We start from the raw sequence: 13,616 nt of genomic DNA, 5'->3' as shown, positions 1-13,616 counted from the left end.
CGGCCTCACAACATCGCGCGGGCCCGACTGCCGCTTGCCCTCACCCCAACCCTCTCCCAGAGGGAGAGGGAGAGAGACCATCAAGGCGCGGCCGCGGCGGTCCCGGCCACCGGCCAAGCCACTTCACTCGCCACGCGCGGCTTGCCGATCGGCGCGCCGGCCTTGCCGATCCTGACGGCGGCCATGTCGGCCTCGCTCGGGTACTGGTCCATCAACACGTAGTCGAACACGCGGCGGGCAATGGGCGCCGCGGCGCCGGCACCCCAACCGGCGTTCTCGACGATCACCGCCACGGCGATCTTCGGGTTGCTGACGGGTGCAAACGCCATGAACAGCGCGTGATCGCGCTGATGCTCTTCGAGTGCGCGGGCGTTGTACTTGGTGTTCTGCGCCTGGGTCACGGCCTGCGCGGTACCCGTCTTGCCAGCCGCCTGATAGCCCGCGCCGGCAAACACGCTGCGCGCCGTGCCGCTGGTGACCACGCTGGTCAGGCCTTCGCGAATCACAGCGACGTTGGCCGCGGTGTAGCCCAGGTTCTCGGCCGGCGGCTGCGGCAGCGGGGCCACTTCGCCGCTGACGGTGTTTCGCGTGGCCAGCACCAGATGCGGTTTGCGCTTCAGCCCGCCGTCGGCCACGATGGCCGTGGCCTGCGCGAGCTGCAGCATGGTGAAGGTGTTGTAGCCCTGTCCGATGCCCAGCGAAATGGTTTCGCCCGCGTACCACTTCTTCTGCTCGGGCCGCTTGTAGGCGTTGCGCTTCCACTCGGTGCTGGGCAGCACGCCGCGCACCTCGCCGCCCAGGTCGATGCCTGTGAGCTGCCCGAAGCCCAGCGGCTTCATGAAGTCGTGGATCAGGTCCACGCCCATCTCGTTGGCGAGCGAGTAGTAATAAATGTTGCTCGACACCTGGATCGAACGCCGCATGTCGACGCCGCCCAGGTTGCCTTCGGGGCTGCCGAAGCGGTGGCCGCCGAAGTTGAAGTACCCCGGGTCGTTCACCACCACGCTGGCGCCGCGCTTGCCGGTTTGCAATGCGGCCAGCGCCATGAAGGGCTTGTAGGTGGAGCCGGGCGGGTAGGTGCCGCGCAGGGCCCGGTTGAGCAGCGGCTTGTCGAGCGATTCGCTGAGCTCTTTCCAGCTTTCGGTGTCGATGCCTTCAACGAAAAGGTTGGGGTCGAAGGTCGGCTTGCTCACGAAGGCCAGCACCTCGCCGGTCTTGGGGTCGATGGCCACCAGCGCGCCGCGGCGGTCGCCGAACATGTCTTCGACCAGCTTCTGCAGCTTGATGTCGAGCGACAGCATCACGGTGTTGCCCGGCGTGGCTGGATGGCTGGCAAGCCGGCGCACCGCGCGGCCGCCGGCCGAGGTTTCCATCTGCTCGACGCCGGTCTGGCCGTGCAGCGTTTTTTCGTAGCTTTGCTCGATGCCGAGCTTGCCGATGTAGTCGGTGCCCTTGTAGTTGGCCTGGTCTTCCTCGGCCCAGTCTTCCATCGCGGTCTTCTCGCGCTGGTTGATGCGGCCGATATAACCGAGCACGTGCGAGGCGACCTCGCCGTGCGGATAGTTGCGGAACAGCCGCGCCTTGATTTCCACGCCCGGAAAACGGTAGCGCTGCGCCGCGAAGCGGGCCACTTCCTCGTCGCTCAGGCGGGTGCGGATCGGAATGGAGTCGAAGCTGCGAGAGTCTTCGCGCAGGCGCTTGAAGCGGCGGCGGTCTCGCGGCGAAACCTCGAGCACCTGGGTCAGGGCGTCAATGGTCTCTTCGACGTCGCCCACCTTGGAAGGCGTGATCTCCAGCGTGTAGGCCGAGTAGTTGGAGGCCAGCACGATGCCGTTGCGGTCGAGGATGAGCCCGCGGTTCGGCACCACCGGCACGATGGCCGTGCGGTTGCTCTCGGCCTGCTCGGCCAGGTCGTCGTGCCGCACCACCTGCAGATAGAACAGCCGTGAGCCCAGCAGCCCGAAGGCGAAGAGCACCACCATGCCGATCACGATCACGCGGCGCTTGAAGCGCGCGAGGTCGGCGGCAACGTTGCGGATTTCGGTCATGGCGGCGTGAGCTTAGGCGCGTGCAAGTGCGTTGGCAAATGCATAGAAAGGTGGACTGCCAGGCTTAGAGGGGACGGTTCTCGTCGGGTTCCGGCGTGCGGCGCTGGGGCGCCAGCAGCAGCGCCGTTGCCAGCGGCCACAGCGCGGCCTCGATCACCGGGGAGGCCAGCACCCACCAGCCCGGAAAGATGCCGCCGCCGATCATGCGCGTCACCACCTCGATGAACTGCGACAGCGCAAAGAGCGGCAGCACCTGCAGCGCCTGCGACGCCACCGGATACCAGAGCAGGCGCCGGTGGATGGTGATCGCAAAGAAGCCCAGCGTGGTGTAGGACAGCGCATGCTGGCCCAGCATGGACGCCTGGTGCACGTCCATGCACAGCCCGAAGACGAAGGCCGCGCCAATGCCCACGCGCATCGGCTGGTGCACGCCCCAGAACACGATGGCCAGCGCGAGCAGGTCGGGCATCCACGCGGCGCGGCCGATCGGGATCATGTTGATGAGCAGCGCCACCACCAGGCTCGACCACATGAAGAGCGGGCTGACGGGCAGCAGCAGCTGCTGTTGGCCGGGGCGTTTGATCATCGGGCGCGCTCCGCGGCTTTCTTGTCGGCCTTGTCCGCCTTGGCGGCGGGCTTGGGCTCGGGCTTCTTGCCGCGCGCGGGAGCGGCCGGCGCTGGCGGTGCCGCGGGCGCCCCCGTGGGCGCCAGCACCAGCACGTAGCGCGCGGCCGTCACGCGGGCCAGCGGAACGCAGTAGATGCGCGCAAAGGCCGAATCGGCACGGCGCTCTATGCGTTCGATCTTGGCGACCGGCAGGCCGGGCGGATAGACGCCGTCGACGCCGCTGGTGGAGAGCAGGTCGCCCTCCTGCAGGTCGGCATTGGCGGCCATGAAGCGAAGCTCCAGCCCCGAGCCGTGCGCCGAGGCGTCACCGAAAGCCACGCTGCGCACGCCGGTGCGGGTGTTCTGCACGGGAATGGAAAGGTCGCGGTCGATCACCAGCGTGACCTCGCTCGTGAAGGGCAGCACCTGCGTCACCTGGCCGAGCACGCCGTCCGCGTCGATCACCGGCGAACCGGGCGCTACGCCGTGCGTGAGCCCCTGGTCGATGACGATCTTGCGCGTGTAGGGGTCGGCGGCGTCGTAGAGCACCTCGGCGGCGCGGCCCGGCGCCTGGGTCGTCTGGCGCAGTTCGAGCAATGCGCGAAGGCGCGCGTTGTCTTGTGCGAGCGTGTCGGCCTGGCTTGCACGCTCGGCCTGCTGCATGAGCGCCTTGCGGGCTTCTTCTTCGTTGCGCTGGGCCGTTTGCAGGTCTTCGAAGTAGCGGCTGCCGCCCACCACGAACTGCACCGGCTTGAGCGCGAGCCACTGCACCGGATAGAGCACCGCGCCGACGGCCGCGCGGATCGGCTGAACCAGATGGAAGCGCGCGTCGGCCACCATCAGGAACAGCGAGAGCGCACCGAAGAAAATCAACTTGCTCAGGGCCGACTGCCCCTGGTTGAACAGGGGCGGGGCTGTGCGATCGAGCGTGCCCAAGGGCATGGTTCAGGCCTGGCTGTGCAACGTCAGATGGCAAAAAGGCCGGCCTGCACAAGCAGGGCCGGCCGATGATGACAGTGGCGCATTCACTCGCTCGTGAAGATGCTTCCCAAGCGGTCCATGCGCTCGAGAGCAATGCCGCAGCCGCGCACCACGCAGGTCAGCGGGTCTTCGGCCACCAGCACCGGCAGGCCGGTTTCCTCGGCAAGCAGGCGGTCCAGGTCGCGCAGCAGTGCGCCGCCGCCGGTCAGCATCATGCCGCGCTCGGCGATGTCGGCGCCCAGTTCGGGCGGCGTTTGCTCCAGCGCGTTTTTCACGGCCGAGACGATGTTGTTCAGGGGGTCGGTCAGGGCTTCCAGCACTTCGTTGCTGCTGATGGTGAAGCTGCGCGGCACGCCTTCGGAAAGGTTGCGGCCCTTGACTTCCATTTCCTTGACTTCGGAGCCGGGGAAAGCCGAGCCGATGTTCTTCTTGATGACTTCGGCCGTCGGCTCGCCGATCAGCATGCCGTAGTTGCGGCGGATGTAGTTGATGATGGCTTCGTCGAAGCGGTCGCCGCCCACGCGCACGGAGCCCTTGTAGACCATGCCGCCCAGGCTGATGACGCCCACTTCGGTGGTGCCGCCGCCGATGTCGACCACCATCGAGCCTGAAGCCTCGCTGACCGGCAGGCCCGCGCCGATGGCCGCGGCCATGGGCTCTTCGATGAGGTAGACCGATGTAGCTCCGGCGGCTTCGGCCGCGTCCTTGATGGCGCGGCGCTCGACCTGGGTGGAGCCGCAGGGCACGCAGATGATGATGCGCGGGCTCGGCGTGAGCAGCGTGCGCGGGTGCACCATCTTGATGAACTGCTTGATCATCTGCTCGGTGATCACGAAGTCGGCAATCACGCCGTCCTTCATCGGGCGGATCGCCTCGATGTTGCCGGGCACCTTGCCCAGCATGGCCTTGGCTTCCCGGCCGACGGCCTGGATCACCTTCTTGCCGTGGGGACCGCCTTCGTGGCGGATGGCGACCACCGAGGGTTCGTCCAGCACGATGCCCTTGTTACGGGCAAAGATCAGTGTGTTGGCGGTGCCGAGGTCGATCGCGAGGTCGGTGGAAAAATACCGACGGAAAGCTCCAAACATGTGCGGAATCCTCTGGAGCACGCCTGCGCGTCGGCAAGTCGTCGCTCTCTGTTTTTTGGTCGTTTGACGGGGTGGATTGATCGTTTTTGGCGCAAAAGCCGGCGTGTTCGCGGGGGTTGCGGCAAAGGCGGGATAATACCTGAATCCCCCTCTGAATCCCGTGTCAGCACCCTCTCCGGCGTGCGAATACTCCCGGTTTTCCAGCCATTTCGACCCATGTCACTTTCCGCTTCAGATATTGCACGCATCGCCTCGCTGGCGCGGCTGCAGCTTGCTTCCGACGAAAGCGAGCGCATGCTCAGCCAGATTAACGGCTTTTTCGATTTAGTCGAACGTATGCGTTCGGTCGACACCGCCGGCGTCGAGCCGCTGGCCCACCCGGTGGCTGCCATCGAGGACATCACCCTGCGTTTGCGCGACGACGTGGTGAGCGAACCCGACAACCGCGAAGCCAACCAGAAGAGCGCCCCGGCCGTCGAAGCCGGCCTGTTCCTCGTGCCCAAGGTGATCGAATGAGCGGCGATTTGCATCAGATGGGCGTGGTCGCCCTGGCCAGGGCCCTGGCGGACCGCAAGGTTTCGGCCGTCGAGGCCTCCCAGGTTTTTCTGGGCCGCATGAAGGCCCACGAGTCTCTCGGCACCTTCGTGGATGTGAACGAGGACGTCACGCTGGCCCAGGCCCGCGCGGCCGACGCGCAACTTGCCACCGGCAACGCCCCGGCGCTGGCCGGCGTGCCGATTGCGCACAAGGACATTTTCGTCACCACCGATTTCGCCACCACCGCCGGCTCGAAGATGCTCGCGGGCTACCGTTCGCCCTTCGATGCGACCGTGGTGCGCCGCCTGGCCGAAGCCGGCGCGGTCACGCTGGGCAAGCTGAGCTGCGACGAATTCGCCATGGGCTCGGCCAACGAGAACGTGGCCGTGCCCGCCGTCGGCCATGACAAGGCCGTGCCGGTGCAAAACCCCTGGAACCGCGAGCGCATTCCGGGCGGCTCCTCGGGCGCCAGCGCGGCGGCCGTGGCGGCCCGCTTGGCGCCCGCGGCCACCGGCACCGACACCGGCGGCTCGATTCGCCAGCCGGCCTCGTTCTGCGGCATTACCGGCATCAAGCCCACGTACGGCCGCGCGTCGCGCTACGGCATGGTGGCGTTCGCATCGAGCCTCGACCAAGCCGGCCCCATGGCCCGCTCGGCGGAGGACTGCGCACTGCTGCTGTCGGCCTTCTGCGGCCCCGACCTGGACCGCGACTCCACCTCGCTCGACAGGCCCGCCGAAGACTTCAGCCGTTCGCTGAACGACTCGCTCGAGGGCCTGCGCATCGGCGTGCCGAAGGAGTTCTTCGGCGAAGGCGTGGCGCCCGGCGTTCGCGCCGCCGTCGATGCGGCGCTGGCGCAATACGAGAAGCTCGGCGCCAAGCGCGTCGAAGTGAGCCTGCCGCGCACCGAACTGTCGATCCCCGTGTACTACATCCTGGCCGCGGCCGAGGCGTCGAGCAACCTGAGCCGCTTCGACGGCGTGAAGTTCGGCCACCGGGCCAAGCAGTACAAGGACCTGGGCGACATGTACGAGCGCACGCGCGCCGAAGGCTTTGGCGACGAAGTGAAGCGCCGCATCATGATCGGCACCTACGTGCTCTCGCACGGCTACTACGACGCCTACTACCTGCAGGCGCAAAAGGTGCGCCGCATGATCGCCGACGACTTCCAGCAGGCCTTCAAGCAGTGCGACGTGATCGCCGGCCCCGCCGCGCCGACCACCGCCTGGAAGATCGGCGAGCATGGCGACGACCCGGTGGCCGACTACCTGGCGGACATCTTCACGCTGCCCGCCTCGCTAGCCGGCCTGCCCGGCATGAGCGTGCCCGCGGGCTTCGATGACAGCGGCATGCAAGGCTCGAAGCAGGGCATCGGCAAGCCGATGCCCGTGGGCCTGCAGCTGATCGGCAACTACTTCGGCGAAGCGAAGCTGCTGAACGCGGCCCACCGCTTCCAGCAGGCCACCGACTGGCACACGCGCACGCCGGAGGGCTTTTGAAATGAGCGAGACCGTGAACACCTTCGAAGCACAACAACAAGGCCGCCCGACCGGCCCGCTGGTGCGCGGCTATGAAGTCATCATCGGCTTCGAGACGCATGCGCAGCTGTCGACGAACAGCAAGATCTTCAGCCGCGCCTCCACCGCCTTTGGCGCCGAGCCCAACACGCAGGCCTGCGCGGTGGACCTGGCGCTGCCCGGCACGCTGCCCGTGATGAACAAGGGCGCGGTCGAACGCGCCATCAAGCTGGGCCTGGCGCTCGGCTCGCACATTGCGCCGCGCAGCGTCTTCGCGCGCAAGAACTACTTCTACCCCGACCTGCCCAAGGGCTACCAGATCAGCCAGTTCGAGATTCCGGTGGTGCAAGGCGGTTCGGTGTCGTTCTTCCTGGGCGAAGAAAAGAAGACGGTGCGCCTGGTGCGTGCCCACCTCGAGGAAGACGCGGGCAAGTCGCTGCACGAAGACTTCATCGGCCAGAGCGGCATCGACCTGAACCGCGCCGGCACGCCGCTGCTCGAAATCGTGACCGAGCCCGACATGCGCTCCACCGCCGAGGCCGTGGCCTATGCGCGCGAGCTGCACAAGATCGTCACGTGGATCGGCATCTGCGACGGCAACATGCAGGAAGGCAGTTTCCGCTGCGACGCCAACGTGTCGGTGCGCAGGCCCGGCGAAAAGCTCGGCACGCGTCGCGAGATCAAGAACCTGAACAGCTTCAAGTTCATGCAGCAGGCCATCGACTACGAGATCCGCTGGCAGATCGAGGAGATCGAAGACGGCCGCAAGATCGAACAGGCCACCGTGCTGTTCAACCCCGACACGGGCGAGACGCGTGCGATGCGCGCCAAGGAAGACTCGGCCGACTACCGCTACTTCCCCGATCCGGACCTGCCGCCGCTGGTGATCGCGGCTGACTGGATCGACCGGGTGCGTGCCACCATGCCCGAGCTGCCGCGCGCCATGGCCGAGCGCTATGTGCGCGACCACGGCATGTCGGAATACGACGCGGCGCAGCTCACGCAGAGCCCGGCGCTCGCGCGCTACTTCGACGACGCGGTGAAGGCCGGCGCAACGCCCAAGCTTGCAAGCAACTGGATCACCGGCGAAATGGCGCGCCGCCTGAACGCGCAGGAAATCGGCATCGAAGCCGCTCCGGTCACCGCTCAGCAGCTGGCCCAGCTGGTGCAACGCGTTGCCGACGGCACGCTGCCGAACAACGCGGCCCGGCAGGTGTTCGATGCGCTCTGGACTGGCGACGGCAGCAATGTCGACGCCATCATCGAGGCCAAGGACTTGAAGCCGATGAACGACACCGGCGCGCTCGACAAGATCCTGGACGAGGTGATTGCCAAGAACCAGAAGAACGTCGACGAGTACCGCTCTGGCAAGGAAAAGGCCTTGAACGGCCTCGTGGGCCAGGTGATGAAGGCGAGCGGCGGCAAGGCGAACCCCGCCCAGGTCACCGAACTGCTCAAGGCCAAGCTGGCCTGACTGGCTCCCTCTGGCGGCGGGCTACTTGTTCCCGCCGTTTTGAGGCGACCAGATCTGCTTGAGCCGCGCGCGCTCTTCGTCGAAGCGCGCGTTCACGCGCTTCTTCTCGTCTTCCTGCTCGCCGATGAAGCGGTTCTGCACCGCCACGCTCTGCGCGTTGTCTTCGAGCTTGCGGCGCACCGCGCCCGGCGCCTTGCTGATGTCGTGCTTGTAGAACTCAAGCTCTTCGTCGATCTTCTTGCGGTCTTCGGCAAGTTCAGCCAGGCGCTTCTGCGCGGCCTGGATCACCGCGTCGATCTGCACCAGCGCCTCCTTGCGCTCCCGTTCGTGCACAGTCACGTTGGGGTAGCGCACCAGCAATGCACGTTCGCGCCGGCGCTCGTCGATCAGGCGCGCGGCTTGCAGCGCCGCCTCGCGGGCCCGGTCTTCGCGCTCGGCCAGTTCTCGCGCGGTGTAGGTCGGTTCGATCTTGCGGCGGGTGGTGCCGCTCGGGCTCAGTTCGCGCTGCTCGCGGTCGATGCATTCGGCAATCGGCCGGTCGGCCGTGAGCGTGCGGCCGCGGGCGTCGGTGCAGGAATAGATGGCAGCCGGCGCCGGCGCGGGCTGTGCCGGCACCGCCACGGGCAACAGCGCCGCCGCGAGCGGCAGCAGCAGCGGCAACACCGCGGTGGCGAACGGCCGGGCCGCCTGGTCGAACTTGCGCACGGGCATGGCGGTGGCCTCAGTGAGCGCCGTAGCGGGCGCGGTAGGCAAGAACGCGCTCGCGATGCGCACCCAGGTCGGCGGCGGCGTTGCCCGACAGGTAGTTCAGCAAATCGTCGAGCGTGGCGATGGCCACCACCTGGAGGCCCAGCTGGTTGCGCACGTACTGCACCGCGCTGTGATCCACATCCACGCCGTTTTCGGTGGCCTTCTCCTGCCGGTCGAGCGCAATGGACACCGCGTGCGGGGTGGCGCCGGCGGCTTCGATGGCCGCAATCGATTCGCGCACCGCGGTGCCGGCCGACATCACGTCGTCGACGATGAGCACGCGGCCCTTGAGCGGCGCACCCACCAGGTTGCCGCCTTCGCCGTGGGCCTTGGCTTCCTTGCGGTTGTAGGCAAAGGGGTAGTTGCGCCCGCGCCGGGCCAGTTCGGCGGCCACCGTGGCGCCCAGCGGAATGCCCTTGTAGGCGGGGCCGAAGATCATGTCGAACTCGACACCGCTTTCGATCAGCCGGTCTGCATAGAATCCGGCGAGGCGCGCGATCTTGGCGCCGTCGTCGAAGAGGCCCGAATTGAAGAAGTAGGGGCTCAGTCGGCCGGCCTTGGTCTTGAACTCGCCGAAGCGCAGCACGCCGGAGTCGAGTGCGAACTGGACGAAGTCCTGCGCAACCGCACTGCTTTCCACACCATCTACAGCCATCGGAATTTCCTTGTGTTCAAACTAACCAGCCTCAATCTCAATGGCCTGCGTTCGGCCGCCACGAAGGGGGTGGCGGACTGGGTGGCCGAACTTGCGCCGGATTGTATTTGCATGCAGGAGATCCGGGTGCAGGCCAGCGACATCGAAGGCCGGTTCGAAGAAATGGCCGGTCTCAAGGGCTATTTCCACTTTGCCGAGAAAAAAGGCTACGCCGGCACCGCCATCTACACCAAGCACGCGCCAAGCGCCGTGGTCGTGGGCTGGGGCGACACCGAATTCGATGCCGAGGGCCGGTACCTCGAACTGCGCTTCGACACGCCCAAGCGCAAGCTCTCGATCATCAGCTGCTACTTTCCGAGCGGCAGCTCGGGCGAAGAGCGGCAGGAGGCCAAGTTCCGCTTCCTGAAGGGCTTCTTCCCGCACCTGGTTGCGCTCAAGAAAGAGCGCGAGTTCATCCTCTGCGGCGACATCAACATCGCGCACAAGGAAATCGACCTCAAGAACTGGCGCGGCAACCAGAAGAACAGCGGCTTCCTGCCCGAAGAACGCGCCTGGATGACCCGCCTGCTCGACGCCGGCACCGACGGCGCGGGCCTGGTGGACGTGTACCGCATGCTCAAGCCCGAGACCACGGCCGAGGCCTACACCTGGTGGAGCAACCGCGGCCAGGCCTATGCCAACAACGTGGGATGGCGGCTCGACTACCACCTGGCCACGCCGGCGCTCGGCGCGCTGGCGCGCAACGAGCAGATCTACAAGACCATCAAGTTCAGCGACCACGCGCCGATCACGGTCGACTACGACTTCACGCTGTAGCCGGGGCCCGCTTCAGCGCGTCGCCGTCTTTCCGGCATGCCGCGCCAGGTGCACCTGGTGCAGCGTGATCTTGCGCACCTCGGCCTGGCTGGTCTCGATGTGCGCGCGCAGCAGCATCGCGGCCTGGTCGCCGCGGTTGGCGCGAACGGCCTTCAGGATCTTGGCGTGCTCGTCGTAGGTGGCGTCGATGCGCGGCTGCTGCGTGAAGTCGAGGCGGCGGATGATGCGGATGCGGTCGGTCACGTCGCCATGAACGCGCGCCATCTCGGCGTTGCCCGCGGCAGCTACCAGCGAGCAATGAAAGGCCTCGTCCCATTGCGCCACCTGGGCGGTGTCGCTGCTGCGCTGGGCCGCGGGCACTAACCAGATGTCGGCCAGCGCCTCGAGCAGGCTGCGGTCGACGCGGCGGTCGGCCTCGCAAAGGCGATGCACGGCCGTGGTCTCGAGCACCATGCGCAGGTCGTAGAGCTGCTCGAACTGGTCGAAGTCGAAAGGCAGCACGCGCCAGCCGCTTCGGAACAGCACCTCGACGAAGCCCTCTTGCTGAAGGCGGAAAAGCGCCTGCCGCACGGGCGTGCGCGAAACGCCGAGCCGCTCGCTGATCTCGTTCTCGGTGAAGCGGTCGCCCGGCACGAGGATGAAATCGGCCACGTCGCGCTTGAGCTGCGCGTACACCTCGTCGGCGCGCGTGCGAAAAGCGGTTTCGCCGGCGGCGGAGACGGCGGATACCGGCGAGGCGGGGCGGGAACGAACAGTAGACACGTGGGGAATATTAGTCGCTGTCATTGCCCACCGCGAAGCGCAGCCAGCAGCGCCGTGCTCGGCGCGGTCCAGCCGACGATGCCGCCCTGGGCGCGAACCATGTCGAGCGTGGCAATCTTGAAGGCCGGAAAGTAGCTTTCGGTGCAATCTTCGAGCAGAAGGCAGTCGTAGCCGCGGTCGTTGGCTTCGCGCATGCTGGTCTGCACGCACACTTCGGTGGTCACCCCGCCGAACAGCAGGTGCGTAATGCCGCGCGCTTGCAGCAGTTCATGCAGGCCGGTAGCGTAAAACGCGCCCTTGCCGGGCTTGTCGATGACGATTTCGCCTTCGATCGGAGCCAGCGCGTCGATGATCTGGTTGCCCGGTTCGCCCGCCACAAGGATGCGGCCCATCGGACCTTCGTCGCCGATGCGCAATGCCGGGTTGCCGCGGTTGCGTTTGGCAGGCGGGCAATCGGAAAGATCCGGCTTGTGCGCCTCCCGCGTGTGCACCACGAGGCCGCCGACTTCCCGCCAAGCCTGCAAAGCCGCTCTTGTCGCCGGAACAATCGCTTCGAGCAGGGTCACATCGTTGCCCAGCGTTTCACCGAAGCCGCCGGGTTCGATGAAGTCGCGCTGCATGTCGATGAGGACCAGCGCGGCGTTCTTGATCCCAAACTCGTAGGGGAAAGGAGCAGCTTCTTCTATGCGCATGTTGTGCCTCGGATGTCTTGATGCACGGGGTGCGGCGACGGGCAAACACTCCACCGCACACCGAGCGGCCTTCCGATGAACAGCAGGGCACTCATGCCACAGCCTCCGAGGGCTCATGATGCCCGCCGCCCATGTGCGCCCCGATCACATGCCTTTCAGCGCCCGCGGCCAAAGTCTCGAACACGATGCGCCCTTCGCTCATCACGACGATGCGATCGGCCAGTTCCAGCAGTTCGTCGAGATCTTCACTGATGAGCAGCACCGCACCGCCCTTTTCGCGCACCTGCACGATGCGCTCATGAATCTCGGCCACGGCCGCAAAGTCGAGCCCGAAGACCGGATTGGCGGCGATCAGCACATTGATGTCGCCAGCGAGTTCACGCGCCAATACCGCACGCTGCACGTTGCCGCCCGAAAGGCTGCGAATCGGCGCGCCCTCGCCTTGGGTCTTGACGCCATACTCGGCAATCCACTCTCGCGCCCGATTGCGCCAGAAGGGAAAGTTCAACAGGCCGCCTCGCGACAAAGGCGGCCTGTCGAAATCGCGCAGCGCCATGTTCTCCGCCACGCTGAGATCTCCCACGCAGGCATTGCGCAGCGGCTCCTCGGGCAGGCTGCGTACCTTGAGTTTGCGGTTCTCTCCGCGCCGTGCGCTGTACGGCTGGCCCATGACGCTCACCTTGCCGGCAAGCCGCGGCCGCTGCCCGACAAGGGCCTCGACCAACTCGCGCTGCCCGTTGCCCGAGACGCCCGCCACGCCGAGGATTTCGCCCGCGCGCACCGAAAGCGCCAGGTCGTGCAGCGCCAAGGTGCCCCGGTCGCCCTGGGCCCGGAGACCTTCGACCTTCAATGCAATGGGCGCCGCAGTGGACACGGGTTTTCTGGCAACGGGCGATGCAGCCGGTGCGGGGGAAGCCTCGGCATCCTCGCTGCCCATCATGGCCCCTGCTAGCCGCGCCGGGCTCGTGTCCGCCACGCGGCAATGGTGCACCGCCTTGCCGCGGCGCAGCACCGTCACGCCGTCTGCATAGGCCATGACCTCGCGGAACTTGTGCGTGATGATGAGCACGGTGCACAACCCGCTGCGCGCGAACTCGCGCACATGGCCCAGCACCTCGTCCGCCTCCTGTGGCGTCAGCACCGAGGTCGGTTCATCGAGAATCAGGAGCCGCGGCTTAAGGTACAGCTGCTTGAGCAGTTCGAGCTTCTGTTTTTCGCCCGCGGCAAGCTCCGAAGGCCGCGCGTCCAGGTCGAGGCTGAAGGGCGTGGTCGCAAGAAAATCCTTCAGCTCCGCGCGCTTGGTTTTCCAGTCGATCAGCGCCGGCGTCTTGCCGCCCGCGAGCAGCAGGTTCTCGGCCACCGTCATGCCCGGCGCAAGCGTGAAATGCTGATAGACCATGCCGATGCCCAGCGCGCGCGCCACGATAGGGTTGGCAATATCCTGCTCGCGCCCGTCGATCAGGATGCTGCCCTCCTCCGCGCGCTGGAAGCCGGCCACGCATTTCACCAGCGTGCTCTTGCCCGCGCCGTTTTCGCCGAGCAGCGCATGCACCGTGCCGGGTTCCACGCGCATCGTCACGCGGTCCATCGCGGTGAAGCTGCCGAAGCGCTTGGTCAGCTCGTACGTGTCGAGCGCGAGTGCGCCGCTGCCGCCCGGAAGGGCGCCAATCGCGTGGGGCGCGGCGCTCAT

Annotated in this window: 13 protein-coding genes; 4 read left to right on the top strand and 9 right to left on the bottom strand. The window is 66.7% G+C overall.

Annotated elements, in window-relative coordinates; translation table 11 throughout:
- Positions 1 to 80: 80 nt before the first annotated feature.
- The 4 genes from mrdA to V9L21_RS14035 form a co-directional block, all read right to left on the bottom strand.
- Positions 81 to 2,048, bottom strand: coding sequence for a penicillin-binding protein 2 (gene mrdA / locus V9L21_RS14050; protein WP_337312790.1), 1,968 nt, complete (start codon positions 2,046 to 2,048; stop codon positions 81 to 83).
- 64 nt (positions 2,049 to 2,112) lie between these two features.
- Complete coding sequence (gene mreD / locus V9L21_RS14045) at positions 2,113 to 2,634, bottom strand: rod shape-determining protein MreD (protein WP_157611469.1); 522 nt, start codon at positions 2,632 to 2,634, stop codon at positions 2,113 to 2,115.
- On the bottom strand, positions 2,631 to 3,596 hold the full coding sequence (gene mreC / locus V9L21_RS14040) for a rod shape-determining protein MreC (RefSeq protein WP_337312788.1): 966 nt from the start codon (positions 3,594 to 3,596) through the stop codon (positions 2,631 to 2,633). Before mreC ends, mreD begins: the two co-directional genes overlap by 4 nt.
- Before the next feature lie 83 nt (positions 3,597 to 3,679).
- Entirely contained in the window at positions 3,680 to 4,723 is a 1,044-nt protein-coding gene (locus V9L21_RS14035; RefSeq protein WP_007833435.1) for a rod shape-determining protein, read from the bottom strand.
- A 216-nt stretch (positions 4,724 to 4,939) separates the two neighbouring features.
- On the opposite strand from V9L21_RS14035, the gene gatC reads away from it, so the two are divergent.
- Genes gatC through gatB form a run of 3 tightly spaced genes read left to right on the top strand, consistent with a single transcriptional unit; the run spans position 4,940 to position 8,251 of the window.
- Positions 4,940 to 5,239 (top strand): Asp-tRNA(Asn)/Glu-tRNA(Gln) amidotransferase subunit GatC, encoded by a 300-nt coding sequence (gatC, locus tag V9L21_RS14030; RefSeq protein ID WP_126747838.1) that lies wholly within the window; start codon positions 4,940 to 4,942, stop codon positions 5,237 to 5,239.
- The gene (gene gatA / locus V9L21_RS14025; protein ID WP_337312784.1) at positions 5,236 to 6,759 is read left to right on the top strand and encodes an Asp-tRNA(Asn)/Glu-tRNA(Gln) amidotransferase subunit GatA; all 1,524 of its coding nucleotides are present in this window, start codon (positions 5,236 to 5,238) and stop codon (positions 6,757 to 6,759) included. Before gatC ends, gatA begins: the two co-directional genes overlap by 4 nt.
- Before the next feature lies 1 nt (position 6,760).
- Positions 6,761 to 8,251 (top strand): Asp-tRNA(Asn)/Glu-tRNA(Gln) amidotransferase subunit GatB, encoded by a 1,491-nt coding sequence (gene gatB, locus V9L21_RS14020; RefSeq protein WP_337312782.1) that lies wholly within the window; start codon positions 6,761 to 6,763, stop codon positions 8,249 to 8,251.
- Positions 8,252 to 8,272: 21 nt separating this feature from the next.
- Here gatB and V9L21_RS14015 read toward each other — a convergent pair whose 3' ends face one another.
- Together V9L21_RS14015 and pyrE are read right to left on the bottom strand one after the other, a co-directional pair.
- Complete coding sequence (locus V9L21_RS14015) at positions 8,273 to 8,962, bottom strand: DUF4124 domain-containing protein (RefSeq protein WP_337312780.1); 690 nt, start codon at positions 8,960 to 8,962, stop codon at positions 8,273 to 8,275.
- Between the two features lie 10 nt (positions 8,963 to 8,972).
- On the bottom strand, positions 8,973 to 9,656 hold the full coding sequence (gene pyrE, locus V9L21_RS14010; RefSeq protein WP_337312778.1) for an orotate phosphoribosyltransferase: 684 nt from the start codon (positions 9,654 to 9,656) through the stop codon (positions 8,973 to 8,975).
- A gap of 12 nt (positions 9,657 to 9,668) precedes the next feature.
- On the opposite strand from pyrE, the gene V9L21_RS14005 reads away from it, so the two are divergent.
- On the top strand, positions 9,669 to 10,472 hold the full coding sequence (locus tag V9L21_RS14005) for an exodeoxyribonuclease III (RefSeq protein ID WP_337312776.1): 804 nt from the start codon (positions 9,669 to 9,671) through the stop codon (positions 10,470 to 10,472).
- Between the two features lie 12 nt (positions 10,473 to 10,484).
- Here V9L21_RS14005 and V9L21_RS14000 read toward each other — a convergent pair whose 3' ends face one another.
- The 3 genes from V9L21_RS14000 to V9L21_RS13990 form a co-directional block, all read right to left on the bottom strand.
- Positions 10,485 to 11,258 carry a GntR family transcriptional regulator gene (locus tag V9L21_RS14000; protein ID WP_337312774.1) on the bottom strand — a complete coding sequence of 258 codons (774 nt, stop codon included), beginning with the start codon at positions 11,256 to 11,258 and terminating at the stop codon, positions 10,485 to 10,487.
- Positions 11,255 to 11,926: a cysteine hydrolase family protein gene (locus V9L21_RS13995; RefSeq protein ID WP_337312773.1), complete on the bottom strand. Its 672-nt coding sequence runs from the start codon at positions 11,924 to 11,926 to the stop codon at positions 11,255 to 11,257. The genes V9L21_RS14000 and V9L21_RS13995 overlap by 4 nt, the downstream gene beginning before the upstream one ends.
- Positions 11,927 to 12,017: 91 nt before the next feature.
- On the bottom strand, positions 12,018 to 13,616 hold the full coding sequence (locus V9L21_RS13990) for an ABC transporter ATP-binding protein (RefSeq protein WP_337312771.1): 1,599 nt from the start codon (positions 13,614 to 13,616) through the stop codon (positions 12,018 to 12,020).

This window comes from Variovorax sp. CCNWLW235 (assembly GCF_037204085.1).
Classification (GTDB): domain Bacteria; phylum Pseudomonadota; class Gammaproteobacteria; order Burkholderiales; family Burkholderiaceae_C; genus Variovorax.
Note: the sequence above shows the minus strand (reverse complement) of the source record. Positions and strands in the feature narration are given on the sequence as shown.

Excerpts from the sequence above, each read along its gene's own strand:
- mreD (WP_157611469.1), bottom strand. The coding sequence starts at position 2,634 with ATGATCAAACGCCCCGGCCAACAGCAGCTGCTGCTGCCCGTCAGCCCG.
- gatB (WP_337312782.1), top strand. The coding sequence starts at position 6,761 with ATGAGCGAGACCGTGAACACCTTCGAAGCACAACAACAAGGCCGCCCG.
- V9L21_RS13995 (WP_337312773.1), bottom strand. The coding sequence starts at position 11,926 with ATGCGCATAGAAGAAGCTGCTCCTTTCCCCTACGAGTTTGGGATCAAG.
- mreC (WP_337312788.1), bottom strand. The coding sequence starts at position 3,596 with ATGCCCTTGGGCACGCTCGATCGCACAGCCCCGCCCCTGTTCAACCAG.
- V9L21_RS14015 (WP_337312780.1), bottom strand. The coding sequence starts at position 8,962 with ATGCCCGTGCGCAAGTTCGACCAGGCGGCCCGGCCGTTCGCCACCGCG.
- V9L21_RS13990 (WP_337312771.1), bottom strand. The coding sequence starts at position 13,616 with ATGAGCGCCGCGCCCCACGCGATTGGCGCCCTTCCGGGCGGCAGCGGC.
- gatA (WP_337312784.1), top strand. The coding sequence starts at position 5,236 with ATGAGCGGCGATTTGCATCAGATGGGCGTGGTCGCCCTGGCCAGGGCC.
- V9L21_RS14000 (WP_337312774.1), bottom strand. The coding sequence starts at position 11,258 with ATGACAGCGACTAATATTCCCCACGTGTCTACTGTTCGTTCCCGCCCC.
- pyrE (WP_337312778.1), bottom strand. The coding sequence starts at position 9,656 with ATGGCTGTAGATGGTGTGGAAAGCAGTGCGGTTGCGCAGGACTTCGTC.
- mrdA (WP_337312790.1), bottom strand. The coding sequence starts at position 2,048 with ATGACCGAAATCCGCAACGTTGCCGCCGACCTCGCGCGCTTCAAGCGC.
- gatC (WP_126747838.1), top strand. The coding sequence starts at position 4,940 with ATGTCACTTTCCGCTTCAGATATTGCACGCATCGCCTCGCTGGCGCGG.
- V9L21_RS14035 (WP_007833435.1), bottom strand. The coding sequence starts at position 4,723 with ATGTTTGGAGCTTTCCGTCGGTATTTTTCCACCGACCTCGCGATCGAC.